Consider the following 17,652-nt stretch of genomic DNA (forward strand, 5'->3'; position numbering starts at 1 on the left):
AGATTAAGTGGTCGAGAAATGAGTTTAGCTCAAACTATTATGCCTGAAGGTTATATCTTTCCTCCTAAACCAGCTCCATTGAATAATGATGAGCAGGCGCAATACAAAGCACGTATCAAGCAATTATTGATTGATAAAAATGCCGTATTGGTTGCCCATTATTATACTGATCCTGAAATTCAAGCGCTTGCTGAAGAAACTGGCGGTTGTGTTGCTGATTCGCTAGAAATGGCTCGCTTTGGTGCCAAGCACGATGCTGACATGATTATCGTTGCCGGCGTACGTTTTATGGGTGAAACAGCAAAAATACTGACACCGAATAAAACCGTGGTTATGCCAACACTAGAAGCAACTTGTTCGCTTGATATTGGTTGCCCAATTGATGAGTTCTCAGCGTTTTGTGATCAGCACCCTGATCGTAAAGTAGTTGTATACGCAAATACATCAACTGCCGTTAAAGCTCGCGCTGATTGGATTGTTACCTCATCGTGTGCCCTTGAGATTGTTGAGCACCTAGATGAAATGGGTGAAAAAATCATTTGGGGCCCAGACAAACATTTAGGTGCCTATATTCAAAAGAATACTGGCGCTGATATGATCATGTGGAATGGCGCATGTATCGTGCATGACGAATTTAAAACCAAAGCGTTAAAAGACATGAAAGCGCTTTACCCTGACGCTGGCGTTTTGGTTCATCCAGAATCACCAGCAGAAATTGTAGCGTTAGCTGATGCAGTAGGTTCAACCAGTCAATTGATCAAAGCTGCACAAACTATGAGCAATCAAAAGTTTATTGTTGCCACTGATCGCGGCATTTTTTATAAAATGCAGCAGTTATGCCCTGATAAAGAATTTGTTGCCGCACCAACGGCTGGCGAAGGCGCAACCTGTAAGAGTTGTGCGCACTGCCCGTGGATGGCAATGAACGGCCTCAAAGCGATTGAGGAAGCGTTATTAGATGCAACTGGCAAAGAAGTGTTTGTAGATATGGACCTTCGTGAAGGCGCACTCAAGTCGCTTAATCGGATGCTCGACTTCTCAGCGTCACTCCAACGCTAAACCAAGTTATAAAGATAAGGCCGCTGATACTGCTATCAGCGGCCTTTTTTGTTTGTTTACTAGGCAGTTAACAGGCAAAAGGGAAAAACACCTTGCACCGCCGCGCGCTATTTCATACTATTACGCCGCGTTATACATTAACGCCTGCGGTGAGGTGGCTGAGTGGCTGAAGGCGCACGCCTGGAAAGTGTGTTTAGGTTAATCCCTAACGAGGGTTCGAATCCCTCCCTCACCGCCATTATTCTATATTAGGACGCCTCATGGCGTCCTTTTTTGTGCTTATCAATAAAGCTTCTAATTTTATATATCAATACGCCCCCCTTTATCTAGTAACTTAATTCATTGAACTCAAACAAGTTCCATTCAGTTACAAATTTGGCTATGATGCTAAATATTCAACAAAAGGATTCTTGATGAAACATATCCTACTAATAGTTACTGGTGCAAGCCCTCAAGTATTAACTGAGACGCTTTACGCTCTTCATCAGCAGGGTAAGCCGATACCCGAAGAGATTTTTGTTATAACTACAAAAAGCACAAAGGCTATGCTTACTGATGGACTATTTAAGCAAGGTCACTTAGCTAAATTAATAGCAGACTACCAACTTCCCAATATTAAACTTCCCGATGAAAATATATGGCTAATAGAAGACAACAAAGGCCAACCTATTGATGATGCAAAATCTGAAATAGAACAAACTTATATGGCTGATTTTATTACCCGTAAAGTATTTGAGCTTACTAATAAAAATAACATTAGTATTCATGCCTCAATCGCGGGTGGGCGGAAAACCATGGCGTTTTATTTAGGTTATGCAATGTCATTATTAGGGGGCGAGCAAGATTCACTCAGCCACGTATTTGTAAACGACGAGTTTGAATTTGTAAGAGACTTTTACTACCCAACACCATACAACCACATGATCGACGGTAAAAATGGCAAACAAGTTAACTGTAAAAATGCCCAAGTTACACTTGCCGAAATACCATTTGTACGTATGCGCCAATCAATCGACGAAACCCTCATTACGAATATGCAAAGTGCCTCGTTTAGCCAAACAGTAGCAAGTTTAAACTCAGCACATAAAAAAGATTTAGCTCTTGAAGTAAATGCTAAGGCAAAAACACTTACCTTTGCAGGGGTAGAAATTAAACTTACCGCCAAAGAATGCGCCTTTTATTTATGGTTAAACAAATATAGTCAAAGTGGAAAAACTGGCTTAATTGTTGACCGTAACTTTGAAGAAACATTGAGGTACAGCAAAGAGTATCTAACGCATTTACAGCAAAATAGCAGTGATTTACGTATATTCCGTGATACGTTTGGCGTAGAACCAGAAGACTTTAGAGATGGTTTACACAGTAATTTAAAAGTAATGGAAAAAACGTTTGTACAGCAAACACGCAGCCGGATAAACAATAAAATAAAAAATTTGTTACCCAACGAGCTTGCTAAAAAAATAGCGATTGACTCTAATAACCAAAGTTTTGAAACAAGCTACTGGTTAAGTGCAGTAACACATAACATAAAAATAAATATAACGGCTTAAACTTCACAAGCTTGCAAATGCATAAAAATAAATAAGTTTGGTAAATTAGTTTATAAGGAAGTAACGAAGAATGAAGCAATCAATGAACTTTGAACACATTAAGCAACAATGGCCAGAACTACACCAGTTAGCCGCTTTTGCAGAGGAGTATGCGATTACCGATCCGCAAAGCTCATTGGTTAAATTACGTTGCTTTGCCGAAAAAGTCGTAGGCTTCATTTATAAAGAGCTCTGTTTACCTGCCAACCCTAATTCGACTTTTCAAGATAAACTCATTGCTGACAACTTTAAATCAGCAGTACCACAACAAATACAAGATAAACTGCATGCTATACGTAAAAGCGGTAACAGAGCAGCGCACGAAGGCAAAGTAAGTCAGCAAGAAGCGGTATGGATTTTAAAAGAAACTTACTTTATTTCTTGTTATCTTTATATGGCTTTTGCCAATGGCGATCAAAAAGACTTACCAGAATTCACTGCACCCGAACTTACTCAATTAACTAACCAAACAGATGCCGCTTTTGCAAAACAAAATAAGCAACTATCAAAACAGCTAGAAGAAAATAAACTTCGCTTAAAACAAGCGTTAAATGAATTAGAAGCCGCTCAGCAAGCGCAGCAATTGGCTCAAAAAGAAGCGGCCAAACTTAAAAGTGTTATTGATCAAAATAAACTCACTGAATTGCAAACAAATAATAGTGCAATTACATCTAGCTTTAACTTTAATGAAGACGAAACCCGCAAACGAATTATCGATTTAGACTTACGCGCAGCAGGGTGGCATGTTGCACTTGATGATGTTTCTACCGATGAAGTCGGCAAAGAAGTAAAGGTAAATGAGCAACCAACGCCAACAGGCACTGGCTACATAGATTACGTTTTATGGGATGACGACGGAAAGCCACTTGCTGTAATAGAAGCCAAACGCGCCCGTGAAAACATCGAAAAAGGCCGTGAGCAAGCAACGCTTTATGCCAACGCGCTCGAAAAACAATTTGGTCAACGCCCTGTTATTTTTTATTCAAACGGCTGGGATATAAAAATCCTAGATGATGCGCAAGGCTATAATAGCCGTGGATTATACGGTTACTATTCAAAAGATTCCCTGCAGTACTTAATAAAGCAGCGCACGCTGAAAAAAGATCTAAACACCACGCCAATAGATACCGCAGTAGCAGGGCGTTTGTATCAAATGGAAACCATAACCCGTGTTTGTGAGCGCTTTAGCGACAAACACCGCAAAGCGCTTATTGTGCAAGCAACCGGCACAGGTAAAACACGCGTATCTATTGCGCTTGCTAAGCGTTTACTTGATGCGGGTTGGGCAAAGCGCGTACTGTTTTTATGTGACCGAAAAGAGCTACGTAAACAAGCGGGTAATGCCTTTACCGAACACACTAAAGAGCCAGTACACATTGTAGGAAAAAGCGCTAAAAATACCGCAGCGAGTGCGCGCGTATTTATCGCGACTTACCCAGGCATGCTGCGCATAATGAACAAGTACGACGTAGGCTACTTTGACCTGATCGTGGCTGATGAATCGCACCGCTCAATTTACAATATTTATGGCGATATTTTTAAATACTTTGACGCGCTAGAAGTGGGCTTAACCGCCACGCCGGTAGAAATGGTATCGCGCTCAACCTGTGATTTGTTTAGCTGTGATTACAAAATGCCAACAGCCAATTACCCACTTGAAGACGCCATAGAGCAAGGCAACTTAGTCCCCTATAAAATTGTAAGTTACACCACACAGTTTTTACGTGAAGGCATTAAAAAAGACAACCTAACCGATGAACAAATAGCCCAACTAGAAGAGCAAGGGATTGATCCTAACGAGCTCGACTTTGACGCAAAACAAATAGACGAAGCCATTAAAAATAAAGACACCAACAGGCTAATACTACGCAACTTAATGGAAAAAGGCCTGCGCGATAAAGACGGCCAGCTACCTGGTAAAACTATTATATTTGCCCGTAACATAGCCCACGCCGAATTAATGGCGCAGTTATTTAGTGAACTTTACCCGCAGCATGGTGCTAATTTTTGCCGCGTAATTCACTCAAAGTACGAACGCGCCGAAGAGCTAATAGACGACTTTAAATCAAGCGACGAAAACAGCGTACGCATTGCCGTATCGGTCGATATGCTCGACACCGGCATAGACGTACCTGAATGTGTAAACCTTGTATTTGCAAAACCCATAAAATCAAAAGTAAAATTTTGGCAAATGATTGGCCGTGGCACACGCTTATGCGAAAACTTATATGGCCCAGGCAAGCACAAAACCCACTTTTTAATATTCGACCACTGGGCTAACTTTGAATACTTTGACGAAAACCCAGAAGAAGAAGACGTAAAACAAGCTAAATCTCTACTGCAAAAACTATTTGAAGCGCGGGTAACCCTTGCCCAAACCGCCCTTAAAAAAGCCAATATGGATGTGTTTGACCAAACAATTAAATTAATTCACGGCGATATTTGTTTACTGCCAATGGAATCAATATCAGTACGCGAGAACTGGCAAGTGGTCGAAACCTATAAAGATCTAAAACGCCTTAATCAATTTGCGCCCAACACAGCCAGCGACTTACTCGAAAAAGTAGCGCCGCTTATGCAGTGGCGTAACATCATGGGGCAAAGTGAAGCGTATAAATTTGATTCTGAGCTAACCACTATTCAAACGCTGTTACTTACTGATGCAAACCAAATTGATTTAGCTAAACAAAGTGTAATGAACAAGGTTGAGTCGCTACAAATGCACTTAAACGAAGTGCGTAGCAAAGCACCTGCAATAGCAGAAATACAAACAGAGCAATATTGGCAGTATTTAACCCATGTAGCGCTTGAGCAAAGCCGCATTAATTTACGCAGTATTATACACCTGCGTACTAAAGATATAGCACCGCCACCCACTGCTTTTATACTTGATATAACCGAAGACACCAACCAAATACACGAAGCCGACAGGCTGACAAAAATAGTCTCTATTGATTATCAAATATACCGCCAAGAGGTTGAAAAAACACTTACCCCGTTATTTGAAACCGACAGCGTACTGAAAAAAATTCGCAGTGGCGAACCAGTAACCGAAGCTGACTTAGCGCAATTAAGCTCGTTAGTGCATACGCAAAACCCAAGTGTAGATTTAAATACATTAAAAGAGTTTTTTCCCGAATCAACCGCGACGCTCGACAAAATATTGCGTACCATAGTCGGCATGGATAAAAACGCCATAGAACAAAGTTTCACTACCTTTGTGCAGCAAATACATACTCACGTAAACTCTAAACAACAGCGCTTTATTGGTATGCTAAAAAACCATTTAATTCGCCACGGCTCTATCGAAATAGCCCAGCTTTACGATGCACCTTTTACCCAAATACACGACATGGGGCTAGACGGCATATTTAGCCAGCAACAAGCCGACGTAATCGAACAATTTATTAAGCAGTTTGATGTAGAATTGGGTGATAAAAATCAATCTGTTGAAAAAGAGGTGAGGCTGTAAATGGTCAATCAAGTAGAAGTGTTTCAATCTGATGATGGTGCCTTACAATTATCAGTTTCATTAAAGAACGAGTCAGTATGGCTTACTCAAGCAGATATGGCAGTATTGTTTGATAAAAACAAACGTACAGTGTCTGAACATATTCGTAATATTTTTAAAGATGAAGAGTTAATAGAAGAGGCAGTTGTCCGGAATTTCCGGACAACTGCCTCAGATGGTAAAAGTTATACTGTAAGCCATTATAATCTCGACGTTATTATATCAGTGGGCTATCGCGTTAAATCTAAAAATGGGGTGCGCTTTCGCCAATGGGCGACTAAAACGTTAAAGCAGCACTTATTAAAAGGCTACACCTTAAACCAAGAGCGACTAGCGCAAAACGCAACAGAGCTTAATAACGCATTACAACTCGTTAAACGTATTGCTGTTTTGCCACAAAACAGTGAGTTTGGAGCAGGGCTTGTAGATATAATTGCCAGTTACACGCAAACCTTCTTATGGCTACAACAGTATGATGAAGGACTGCTTAATTCACCAAAAGGGGAGTTAGGCGGCGCACTTACACCACTTAATGATGTAAAAATCGCGATTGATCAGCTTAAGCAAAACCTTATAATCAAAGGTGAAGCCACCAAGTTATTTGCACAAGAGCGTAACAACGGCCTAAATGCAATTTGGGGCGCGTTAGATCAAAGTGTATTTGGTGAGCCTGCCTACCCAAGCATAGAAAGTAAGGCGGCTCATTTATTATATTTTGTTGTAAAAAACCACCCATTTAGTGATGGCAATAAACGCACCGCAGCGTTTTTGTTTGTCGATTTTTTAAATCGTAATCAACGGCTGCTAAATGAGCATTACCAACCCGTAATAAACGACACAGGGTTAGCGGCCATTACCTTGCTAGTGGCAGAGTCAAACCCAAAAGAAAAAGACACCATTATTCGCTTAATCGAAAATTTATTAAGCCAAACTTAAATAGCATAAAACGCAGGTCGGATAAGCCAAAGCGCCATCCGACGATGTTGGATAAGCCAGAGCATCATTCAACAATGCCATATAAAAAATTAATTAACACAATGAGCGCAATAAACCGCTCACACTAGGAAAACTATGATAACCGGACCTTTAAAAAGTAAAATCGACAAACTATGGGAAGAATTTTGGACAGGCGGCATCACTAACCCGCTAACCGTAGTAGAGCAAATTACTTTTTTAATGTACGCCCGTATGCTCGACATGAACGAGCAAGCCGACGAAAAACGCAGCGCACGCACTAAGCAGCCATTTAACCGCCGCTTTAACGACGCCGAACAACACATTCGTTGGCAAAACCTGCGCCATTTAGGCGCAGAAGAGTTATACAAACTAGTTAAAGATGAGCTGTTTCCGTACTTTTCAAAAACCTCAGGCGACGTATCGCCAGAAGGCGCGGTATTTAACGAGTTTATGAAAGACGCGCAATTGATGATTCAAAAGCAAAGCTTATTGGTAAAAGCCGTTGAAATGGTCAACGATCTCCCGCTGGAAAACTCAGACACCAAAGGCGATTTATACGAATACTTGCTTAGCAAACTCACCACCGCAGGTATTAACGGCCAATTTAGAACGCCGCGCCATATTATACGCGCCATGGTCGAAATGATGGATCCAGATGTAACCAGCCAAATATGCGACCCATCAACCGGCACTGGTGGCTTTTTGTCGGTAAGTTACGAATACCTATTACAAAAATACACCTCAGCCGAGGGCATCGACCGCGAACCTGTGTTTGATGTAGATGGCAACGTACAATGTGATGATAGCGGCAAACCGCTTGAAAACTTACTTTACTCAGGCGATTTAATAACCCCAGAGCAGCGCAGCCACATAGATGCTGACATGTTCAACGGCTTTGATTTTGACGCCACCATGCTACGCGTAGCCGCTATGAACCTAGTAATGCACGGTATTAAACAACCGGGCATTCATTATCAAGATACCCTAAGCCAAAACTTTAAAGAGCATTACCCGCAAAAAGCCAAAGAAGGGTACGACATAATACTCGCCAACCCGCCATTTAAAGGCAGCCTAGACGAAGAAGACGTATGCCCCGAGTTATTACGTAAAGTAAAAACTAAAAAAACCGAGCTGCTATTTGTTGCCCTTATTGAGCGCATGTTAAAAGTAGGCGGGCAATCTGCGACTATCGTGCCCGACGGCGTATTATTTGGCTCATCAAAAGCGCACGTACAACTGCGCCAAATGCTGGTGGATAACAACCAGCTAGAAGCCGTAATCTCACTGCCCAGTGGCGTGTTTAAACCCTACGCTGGTGTTTCAACTGCCATACTTATATTCACCAAAGGTGGCAGCACCGATCATGTATGGTTTTACGACGTACAAGCCGATGGTTTTAGCTTGGATGACAAGCGCACACCAATAAAAGCTAACGACTTACCAAGCCTAATTAGCGAATTTAAAGCCCGCGATAAAGCACAGGCAACAAGCGATAGCAATGATAAAACTCAAAAGGCGTTTTGGGTAAGTAAAGACGACATAGCCAGTAATAAATACGACCTGTCAATCAACCGCTATAAAGAAGTGGTATACGAGGAAGAAAGCTACGATCCACCAAAAGAGATTTTAGGTAAATTAGTGAGCTTAGAAAACGAAATACTGGTTGATTTGAAAGAGCTGGAGGGGATGCTGTGAGTTGGCCTTTGGTGAAGTTGGGTGATGTAGTTAAGTTTATTGGTGGGTCACAGCCCCCAAAATCAACGTTTAAATATGAGCCAATGGAAGGTTATATTCGTCTATTACAAATTAGAGATTATAAATCTGATAATAATTTAACGTTTATACCAGAATCATCAACCAAAAAATTCTGTTCTAAAAAAGATATCATGATTGGACGATATGGGCCCCCAGTATTTCAAATACTTCGAGGGTTAGAGGGAGCGTATAATGTTGCATTAATGAAAGCTGAGCCAAGTGAGAGCGTCGATAGAGACTATCTGTTTTATTTTCTGAGACAAGATACTTTATTTAGGCTTATAGATGGTTTATCGCAAAGAACAGCTGGCCAAAGTGGTATTGATATGGATGCATTAAAAAGCTATCCCATGTTGCTCCCACCACTACACGAGCAAAAACGAATCGCCGCGATTTTAGATAAAGCCGACACCATCCGCCGCAAACGCCAACAAGCCATCCAACTCGCCGACGACTTCCTACGCAGCGTATTCCTAGATATGTTCGGCGATCCTGTTACAAATCCGAAGGGGTGGGAATTGAGATCTCTCGCCTCTTTGTGCCGAAAAATTACAGATGGCACTCATCACTCACCACCTATAGTTGAAAAAGGCTTCCCTTACGTAACAGCAAAACATTTGAAGAAAACAGGGTTAGAGTTTCATGCTAAACCTTGGTACGTGTCGGAAGAAGAACATAAAAAAATATTCTCTAGGTGCAACCCTGAAAAAAATGATGTTCTCTATATTAAAGATGGTGCAACGACGGGCCTTGCAGCAATAAATGAATATGACTTTGAGTTCAGTATGCTTTCCAGTTTGGCTCTCTTAAAGCCAAATTTTGAATTAGTTAACTCAGAGTTTTTATGTATGTTTTTGAATCATCCAAGAACAAAATTAGTTTTAACTGCGAATATGGCAGGCGCAGCTATTACAAGGCTCACATTAGCGAAAATCAAAGATGTAAAAGTTCCTTTACCTGATATAAATACTCAAGAAAAGTTCAAAGAAGTATATATTTCTGTAAGGGCTATTTTGAATAAGGTCAAAGCAAGTGATGGATTGAGTGAGCAAGAATTTAACTCACTAAGCCAAAAAGCCTTTGCAGGCCAGCTATAACGCTATTTATAAAAATAAGAACAAGGATGTTAAATGACCGAACGTAAATTAAATAAAAACAAAAATGAGACCAAGCATTTAAAACAAACCGCTTATTTAGCATGGAAAGGATAAATAAAAAATGCAGGCACAAGTAAAACGCATGAACGAAGTGGGCGATACGGTGTTTTTAACACCTACGCCATTACTCAGCTACGAGGAGTTGGTGTTAAAAAGCTTAGGCTCAAATACCTATCGCGGCTTTCATCGTAAAAATAATAATTGCTTAGGCGCATCACATACCTTTAGAGATGTGTTAACCAAAAAGAAGGATTATTTAATATACGCACTAAATAATCTCACCTCTGAAATAGAGTTAAACGAGCTTGTAAACGAGTTATGTAGTGAGCTTAAAATTGAACTGAGTAAAAACATTAAACCTTCACAGTTGCAGTTGTTTAATAAAGTACGAAAGCCCGTAGATATTGTATTTGAGCACTTTGTAGCAATGGGTGAAGACTTTGCACCAGCAAGAAAAACCGCCACACCATGGCTATTTTTATCTGGTTTGAAATAAGCGTTTTGAAAGCAACGGCACAAACTTATTTTTAACCAATCTAAGCAGAAAATGATAAACCATTTTGGGAGATGAAATCGCTTTATTGGATGTATGATAATATATTTACGGTTTGAAGATATTCGCTTAAGTTATTATTACTTTATATAAAAAATATACATATTTATAAGATTAGGATTGTGGACATGGAATCACCAGAGGTTTTTTTAAAAGAGCTTAATAGTGCTTTACGCAGATTACGGGGGGCATGCAATGTACTCGCCAATGAAGAAATAGATAAAAAATTATTAGCTGTGATACGTCGGTTACTGTTAGCTGAAATATTAGGCAATGAGTGGATAATTGCAGTTGGTGGCTCGCAAGGGGCAGGTAAAACAACTTTAATGTCTAAAATTTATGACTGTGGAGATTGGCTACAAGGCAACGAAGGGCGCGGTGAAAAATTGCCCGTTTTGATTATTGAAACTAATGAAGTAAATGCACCGAAGGGCTATGTACGGCGTTTACAAAGCGGTGATACTGGAAATCAGTTAATAGTAAAAGATGTAACTATTGATGTTGAAAACTTTAATCAAGTTATAACAGACCCTTCAGCAGAAGATTTACTCCCTGTCTTAAAAGTACCAAAACGTTTTTTTAAAAGGGAAAATCAGGCTTGGCTACTTTTACCTGGCTATGAAAAACAAGATCGAGATAATAAAGATTGGCAAGAGTTAATGCGTCAAGCAATGATAGCTGCAGGTGGTTGTATAGTTGTTACAGACGAAACAAGAATGGCAAATCAACAACAGCTTGATATTACAAAGGATATGCTTGCAAATGAATTAAAGCATTGCGAACCTTGTGTTGTTATATCTAAAACGGAGTCATACAAAAATGACTTAGATCGCCAAAATCAGTTAAAAAATAGTGCGATGAACACTTTCAAAATAGATGAGAGCCGAATTGATAAGCAGATCATATTAACGGGAACAGATGATTCTGATTACTTTGAAGAGTGGATGCCAAAATTACAAAGCATGATTGATGAACTAAATTATACTGGGCAATCGAATCGTGTTTTTCAAATTAATAACCTTGCACACTTAATCGGTCGAGATTTAACTAAAGTTCTAACTAGTATTAGATCTAAGACTAGACTTATCTTCAAGAGTTCTGAAGCAACAGAGAGTGCATTAATATGTGAAGATCTTCTAGATGAATTTGATGACTCTGTTACATTATTGAGAGAAGAGCATAAAAAAATTGCAAAAGCGCATGTTGATCGGAACCGGATAAATGCGTCTAAGAAGTTAGACGAAAAATTATCTTTAGAGCATGAAGGCTTAAAAAATTTTATTACTAGTTCACTTAAAAGTACAACTGAAAAAAAGACAAAAATAAAGCAAACTGTTGAAGACGCTTGGCAACAAGAAGGAAACAACTTTCTTTCTGATTATGCTAATCAATTAACGGGCTTGACTTTAGAAAAATTAGGGCCTGTGAACGATTCTGATACAGAGCTAAGTAAAAATGAAAATCCTAAATTAGAGAACACTAAAAAACTTATTGAACTTGGTTATGTTGGCAAATCAGGTAAGCCGATTCAGTTTACAAAATTAAGTGAGGAAATAAAGAACGATATCAAAATAGTACTGAATCCTAACTCTAATACCATTGTCGAAACAAGTAAACAACTAGTAGAAAGTGTAAGGTTGATACCTACTATATCCCTTGAATATGCAAGGTTGTCTTACTCTGTACCAAAGTTGTTAGCTGATGAACTTAAATTAAAGATGGACCATAATGGTGAGTTAATAGAACAGAGTGTTGATGCTATTAACAAAGGCGTAAATACGGGGAGAGATGCTCTTAAAGCCGTTGCTGCTTTATTAGCTGTAGATGTGATTAGTGATGGTGATTCTGATATATTGGGTACACTTTTTGGCCATACTAAAAACAAAGAATCTGAGACCAGTTCGAGTGATGATTCTACCAGTGGAGAATCTACAAGTGAGACTGGGGGCGGCAGTTCGCCCCCTGTTATGCTTCACCCTGCTGCCATTGCCGTTACTGCCTTTGTTGCAGCTTGCTATGTGACAACCAAAGCAGTAACAGGGCTTAGAAAACAAGAGCAACAGTTAAGTATTCAAGCGCACTCTTTGCTTAATGCAATCTCAGATTCTCACTATGAAAACTTTTGCAGTAGTTTTGATGAAGTAATGCGCTCAGTAAGATTTAGATTAGTATATACCTTACGACAACGCTATCATTTAGATGAAAACTTAATGCGTAAAGAAAGATTAGCAAAGGCTTTAGCTGATGTAATTGTTTTATCAAATGATTTGAAAGCTGAAATTGATTCTTCAGCAAGTGGCTTAAACCCATTGTTAGTTGGGTGCACTGCTGAGTATGATTAATGATTGGCTAACTGAATACTGGTATGAGTTGCACCTATCTAATTTGGACTGGGCGTTTGATGCATACGAGCGATTAATAAGCTCTATGAGTCACGATATTCAAAAAACGTTATCGATGAAAGGAAAGCAGGTAGAGCCTTTTGTAGTTGTTTACGGCAAGACTCAAGTAGGAAAAACGACACTTCTTCTTGATTTGCTCGGTATTCATTCAGATCAAATAAGTGCAGTTTCCCATGTGCTCAGGGGGGGAAGGGAAGCTGGGAAGTCAGCTACTGCAACAACTATGGAATATTGTCGTTCTAAAAGTGAAAATTGGGCTTTAACCATAAATTCTAAAAAAGAGTTCTATGCTGCTGAGTCCGATATGATCATAGCTCTAAGCTGCTTAAGAGACAGTATGGAAAATGAAACTCAGTCTTTCAATTCTCCGTGCATTGTTGATATACCAAAACGTTTCTTTTCTATTACTGCTAAAAAATACACCAATATTCGTATTTTAGACTTACCCGGTGATAATCCTGCGAATGCTACAGAGCAAAAACATGTATATGCTATGGCTAAAGCTTATCTTCCTTTCGCTGATTTAATTTTATTAGTTGGAAGGGGAGATGATTTGAGTTTTTTAAACTCAGAGGCTATGAGTCTTCCGGGGCTAGAGAATTGGCAAGCCATGCTTGGACGTTTTCGTATAGTAACGACATTTTCTTACTCCGCCCAATCAATAAGAGACCTAATTCGTAAGAAAGAAGAAGTTAATATCAGTGTTATTAGAGCGAGATTGATTGAGCAAATTCAGCGCTTTGGTGAGCTAAGTAATGAAGGTAAAAATCAGACCCTATTTTTCCCACTTGAATTTGGAAATAGTTGGCAGAATCTAGAAAAGCAGGAACCTTTACTCTACAGTAAATTAAAGCCATTAATTAATGGGCTTCGAGCAACATTAATTGATGAAATACATGCTTCTGTATCGCCTGTCAGTCGCCTTCGTAATATGCTCGATAGTCATGTAAGGATAGAATATATTTATAAAAAGAAATTAGAGAGGTTGAAACAGGATGAAAAAATAATCAGCAGCGAGATTCAAGCTATTGATGAAGATGTCCAAAATTATATAATAATAAACAGCAAAGAGCTCGAGGAATTAAATAAACTAAAGGTTCTAATTGAATATGGTAAAGATGAAAATATAGAAAGTAATATTCATAACTTATTGGCTGATAATAAAATTAATAGTCATTCTAAAATTTATGAAAAATCAGAAGGTGCAAGTGTTACTACTCTTGAAAAGTTGATTGTTAATTACCAGTATGATTTAAAAGCAGTTGAATTAAATTTAAGTCAATTTTTAATTGATAAAAATAAATTATACTGGAGAGCGGTTGAGAAAGTTTTTGTTGAGCCAAATTATAGCGTGATTGAGGATGAGGTTCGATCTATTTTTGGACAGATAGAAAAAGATTTAGATAAATATTTTATAAAAAAATACCTATCAAGTAAAAACTATCTCCATGATAAAAATAAAGTAGAAACGGCTAGGAGTAAATCAGAAAAGTTTATTCTTTCGCAGTGGAGAAAGTCTTGGATTAAAGCAATTGAAACATTGAACAGTAAACTTAATCTTAAAAAAAGCCAACTTGAGACGAGCATATTGATAAATGAAGAAGAACAAAAAAAACTACAGAAAGAATCTCATGGAAAAAATATTTTATTAAATAAATTGGAGAACAGCGCTAAAGATATCGAAAAATTAATGAGAGAGGATATAAAGAAATTTGAATCTTTTATTAATATTTTGAAACAAGAATATCAGGCTTCAGTAGCGGAAAAAATTGATGCATTTTTAAATGAAGGTGATGAATGTGATGCGTTTATGCAGCTGGTTTCATTCTGTGAACTAAGTAGTCAAAGAAACTCGTTAGAGTTATTACATGCAAAAAAAGTGATTAAGTTATGATTGAAAATAGTGAAATTAATAATAAAGAAATACAACTTACTGAATTAATGGGGAGGATTGTTAGGCAACCACTTACTCCTGTTATTAATGACTTGGAAATTTTAAAAAATGACATTTTATCTTTAGGGGATGCTCTAGAAGAGGCTAACGAGAAGCTTGATTTAGTAAGTGCAGATAAAGATGAGTTATTAAAGCAATTAACAAAAAAAATTTCACGTTTAGAAGAACGAGTTTTAAACGATATGGCTAAAAATAGCGCTGGAATTATTAATGATAATAAAGATAGAGTTGAACAACAGCTGTTAGTTTTTAATAAGTCTATTGAAGGTGCGGTGTCTGAAATAATAGGCTCAAGAGATGCCGTTAAAGATATGTTGACTTCTTTTAGTAACAAGATAGATGAGCGTCATAAAGAACTTTTAGATAGAAATACTTGTTTAGATTCTAAGATTGATGCATTAGCGTATGGATTAGAAGGAACAAATAATAAAACAGCTGAAATTATCGTAGCGCAAGAGAAAAATATACTCGAATTGACTAGTGAAAATGATGAAATTAAAGGTTTAATATTTAAAATTAATAAAAAGATTAATTTATTCTCATTCGTTTTGTTGGTATCAACTTTAATTGCTACCTCTTATTATTGGTTTCAAATACTGATCCATTAAAGGGTCAGAAAAGCACATGTTTAATATGAAACTCCAACTTTGCGCCTCAAACGGACTTAATAAATGTCTAAAAGTTGATTTCCCTCGCTTATCTCATGAGCCAGGTAAATAAGCTGGGGTAAATACGCTAATTAGTGATCGCGATAATTTTAACTGGCAATTGCAGATTATTGATAACAGCTATAAATCCCGTGAAAAAACAATTATCGCTTGTGAAGCGAATTGCCGTTTTGCGTTTTTTATACCGGTTAGTTTAAAGTTAACACAAGAGGAATTAACTCAGCGCTTAGCGTATGAATGGCAAACAAACATTTGAGGTATATCAGCTTATTCCACGCAGCGATATAGCTGTGCTGTTGAGTGAATTATCTAAAAGAGAATTTACTCCGCACTGGGCTAAAAATACCAATTTAAGCATAAGCGGCCATATTAGCGACGCTGCACTTTGGGTTACCCAAATACCCAGCCTAAACGCACCACCAATAAAACAACTCGCTGCAAAGAGAAGTTTTATACCCATAGAGCGGTTATTGAGTTATTGCCAATCGCTTATTAATGAAAAGCAACGCGTGGAGGATTCACCAAGTTCTAAAATTTATAGCTGCAATGTTATTAATTTTAGTGATTACAAAAAAGGCTAAAACCAACTCAATTAAGTTTTTACAAGCTTGTGAAAACTAATCCTATCATCCGCTTTGCTATCATAGTTTACGAAATAAGAAATTGGTTATATTTTGTAAACTATGCTAATCATCTAAAAAATAAGTGCTTTTTATATAATTGGCTTGAAATATATAATTTAAAACGTACTATTAAGCTAAAGTTCATAAGATTGTTTTTTAAAATAAATAAATACTAAAGTATTTGTTTTTAGATAGGTAACGGCTTGTAACCACCACACTCAAAGGACATGCGAATAGTCATATTCGTTAATTGATATGGAGATTACCCCCTATGTATACGCACATTTTTATTAAGCTTTAATCTGATATTTAAGTATTGGGTTGTAAGACCAATATTAATTGAAGAAAAATCATTAAGTACCTTAATAAGATATAAACCTTTTACTCATTACTTTATGGATACAAATATGTCAGGAAAAATATCGTTACCTCACAAATGCCCGAAATGTGGTGTTACAGCCAGAACAGCTGCTGAATTAGAAACAATTTTTGGTTACCGAAATCTAAAAGGAGGGGCGACTAATCAAAGTCAATGTAAAAAATGCAGATAGAACTCTATGTAATAAGGCCTAGTTAGCCAATATTTATTAGAAGAACATGATTGTATTTTTATAGAAGTTAAATTAAAGGAATTTATATGAAAGCGTTCGATCCTAGTGCATTTACAGCACCTAAAGCTAAACCATTACCTGTCATCCTATTACTAGATGTTAGTACTAGTATGAGTGGTTCTTCAATTGACAACTTAAACTCAGCAGTAAAAGAAATGATTGTAGATTTTGCTAAGGCAGAAAAAAGTGAAATAGAATTGTTAGTTTCTATTATCACTTTTGGTGCTGAAGTTAAATTAGAATTACCTTATACATCTGCGTCAAATATAGAATGGAAGGATCTCAATGTTAGTGGAGCTACCCCTATGGGGACTGCATTTAAGATGGCAAAAGCTATGATTGAAGATAAAGAAACTACGCCATCACGTGCATATCGTCCTACTATTGTTTTAGTTTCTGATGGTGCTCCTAATGATGAATGGCAACGGCCCTTGCAGGCGCTCGTGAATGAAGGACGTTCTAGTAAATGTGACCGTATGGCTATGGCTATTGGCACCAGTGCAGATAACAACGTATTGAATCGGTTTGTTGAAGGTACTGAAAATAAGGTATTTACAGCAAAAGAAAATACAGAAATAAAAAAATTCTTCCAATTTGTCACTATGTCAGTAACTACACGTACTGCATCACAAAACCCAAATTTATTGCCTACTCAGCAAGAAATTAAAGACATCTCACCTGCAGCAAAAGCGCTTGTTGATTCTGTTGAAGAGTCAATGTCTGTGGAAGATAGTGAGTCTGATTTTATCTAGAATTTATTATTTTTAACCATTGAATACATTTTTGTATTCAATGGAAATTTCTCTTTATATT

Annotated in this window: 12 protein-coding genes and 1 tRNA gene; all 13 read left to right on the top strand. The window is 37.9% G+C overall.

Annotated features, from left to right (window positions below):
• Positions 1-18 precede the first annotated feature (18 nt).
• The 13 genes from nadA (at position 19) to H5186_RS00925 (ending at position 17,591) form a co-directional block, all read left to right on the top strand.
• Entirely contained in the window at positions 19-1,059 is a 1,041-nt protein-coding gene (gene nadA, locus H5186_RS00865; protein WP_182730647.1) for a quinolinate synthase NadA, read from the top strand.
• 148 nt (positions 1,060-1,207) lie between these two features.
• A tRNA-Ser gene (locus H5186_RS00870) sits at positions 1,208-1,297 on the top strand.
• A gap of 175 nt (positions 1,298-1,472) precedes the next feature.
• Positions 1,473-2,609, top strand: a complete 1,137-nt coding sequence (gene csm6, locus H5186_RS00875; protein WP_182717373.1) for a CRISPR-associated ring nuclease Csm6 — start codon at positions 1,473-1,475, stop codon at positions 2,607-2,609.
• Positions 2,610-2,679: 70 nt separating this feature from the next.
• Positions 2,680-6,120 (top strand): DEAD/DEAH box helicase family protein, encoded by a 3,441-nt coding sequence (locus H5186_RS00880; RefSeq protein WP_182793965.1) that lies wholly within the window; start codon positions 2,680-2,682, stop codon positions 6,118-6,120.
• Positions 6,121-7,095: a RhuM family protein gene (rhuM, locus tag H5186_RS00885; RefSeq protein ID WP_182717375.1), complete on the top strand. Its 975-nt coding sequence runs from the start codon at positions 6,121-6,123 to the stop codon at positions 7,093-7,095. It abuts the gene before it with no gap.
• 135 nt (positions 7,096-7,230) lie between these two features.
• Positions 7,231-8,811: a class I SAM-dependent DNA methyltransferase gene (locus tag H5186_RS00890; protein ID WP_182793967.1), complete on the top strand. Its 1,581-nt coding sequence runs from the start codon at positions 7,231-7,233 to the stop codon at positions 8,809-8,811.
• Positions 8,808-9,968 carry a restriction endonuclease subunit S gene (locus H5186_RS00895; protein WP_182793968.1) on the top strand — a complete coding sequence of 387 codons (1,161 nt, stop codon included), beginning with the start codon at positions 8,808-8,810 and terminating at the stop codon, positions 9,966-9,968. Before H5186_RS00890 ends, H5186_RS00895 begins: the two co-directional genes overlap by 4 nt.
• Before the next feature lie 121 nt (positions 9,969-10,089).
• Complete coding sequence (locus H5186_RS00900; protein WP_182793970.1) at positions 10,090-10,524, top strand: hypothetical protein; 435 nt, start codon at positions 10,090-10,092, stop codon at positions 10,522-10,524.
• A gap of 185 nt (positions 10,525-10,709) precedes the next feature.
• A complete protein-coding gene (locus tag H5186_RS00905) occupies positions 10,710-12,923 on the top strand; it encodes a sugar kinase (RefSeq protein WP_182793972.1) in 2,214 nt (737 codons plus the stop codon).
• On the top strand, positions 12,916-14,877 hold the full coding sequence (locus H5186_RS00910; RefSeq protein ID WP_182793974.1) for a hypothetical protein: 1,962 nt from the start codon (positions 12,916-12,918) through the stop codon (positions 14,875-14,877). The genes H5186_RS00905 and H5186_RS00910 overlap by 8 nt, the downstream gene beginning before the upstream one ends.
• Positions 14,874-15,545 (top strand): hypothetical protein, encoded by a 672-nt coding sequence (locus H5186_RS00915; RefSeq protein WP_182793976.1) that lies wholly within the window; start codon positions 14,874-14,876, stop codon positions 15,543-15,545. Before H5186_RS00910 ends, H5186_RS00915 begins: the two co-directional genes overlap by 4 nt.
• Before the next feature lie 293 nt (positions 15,546-15,838).
• On the top strand, positions 15,839-16,186 hold the full coding sequence (locus tag H5186_RS22915) for a hypothetical protein (protein ID WP_259400264.1): 348 nt from the start codon (positions 15,839-15,841) through the stop codon (positions 16,184-16,186).
• Positions 16,187-16,865: 679 nt separating this feature from the next.
• Positions 16,866-17,591 carry a VWA domain-containing protein gene (locus H5186_RS00925; RefSeq protein ID WP_182793978.1) on the top strand — a complete coding sequence of 242 codons (726 nt, stop codon included), beginning with the start codon at positions 16,866-16,868 and terminating at the stop codon, positions 17,589-17,591.
• The last annotated feature ends 61 nt before the right edge of the window (positions 17,592-17,652 follow it).

Source organism: Pseudoalteromonas sp. SG41-2 (assembly GCF_014164535.1).
GTDB classification, from domain to species: Bacteria; Pseudomonadota; Gammaproteobacteria; order Enterobacterales; family Alteromonadaceae; genus Pseudoalteromonas; species Pseudoalteromonas rhizosphaerae.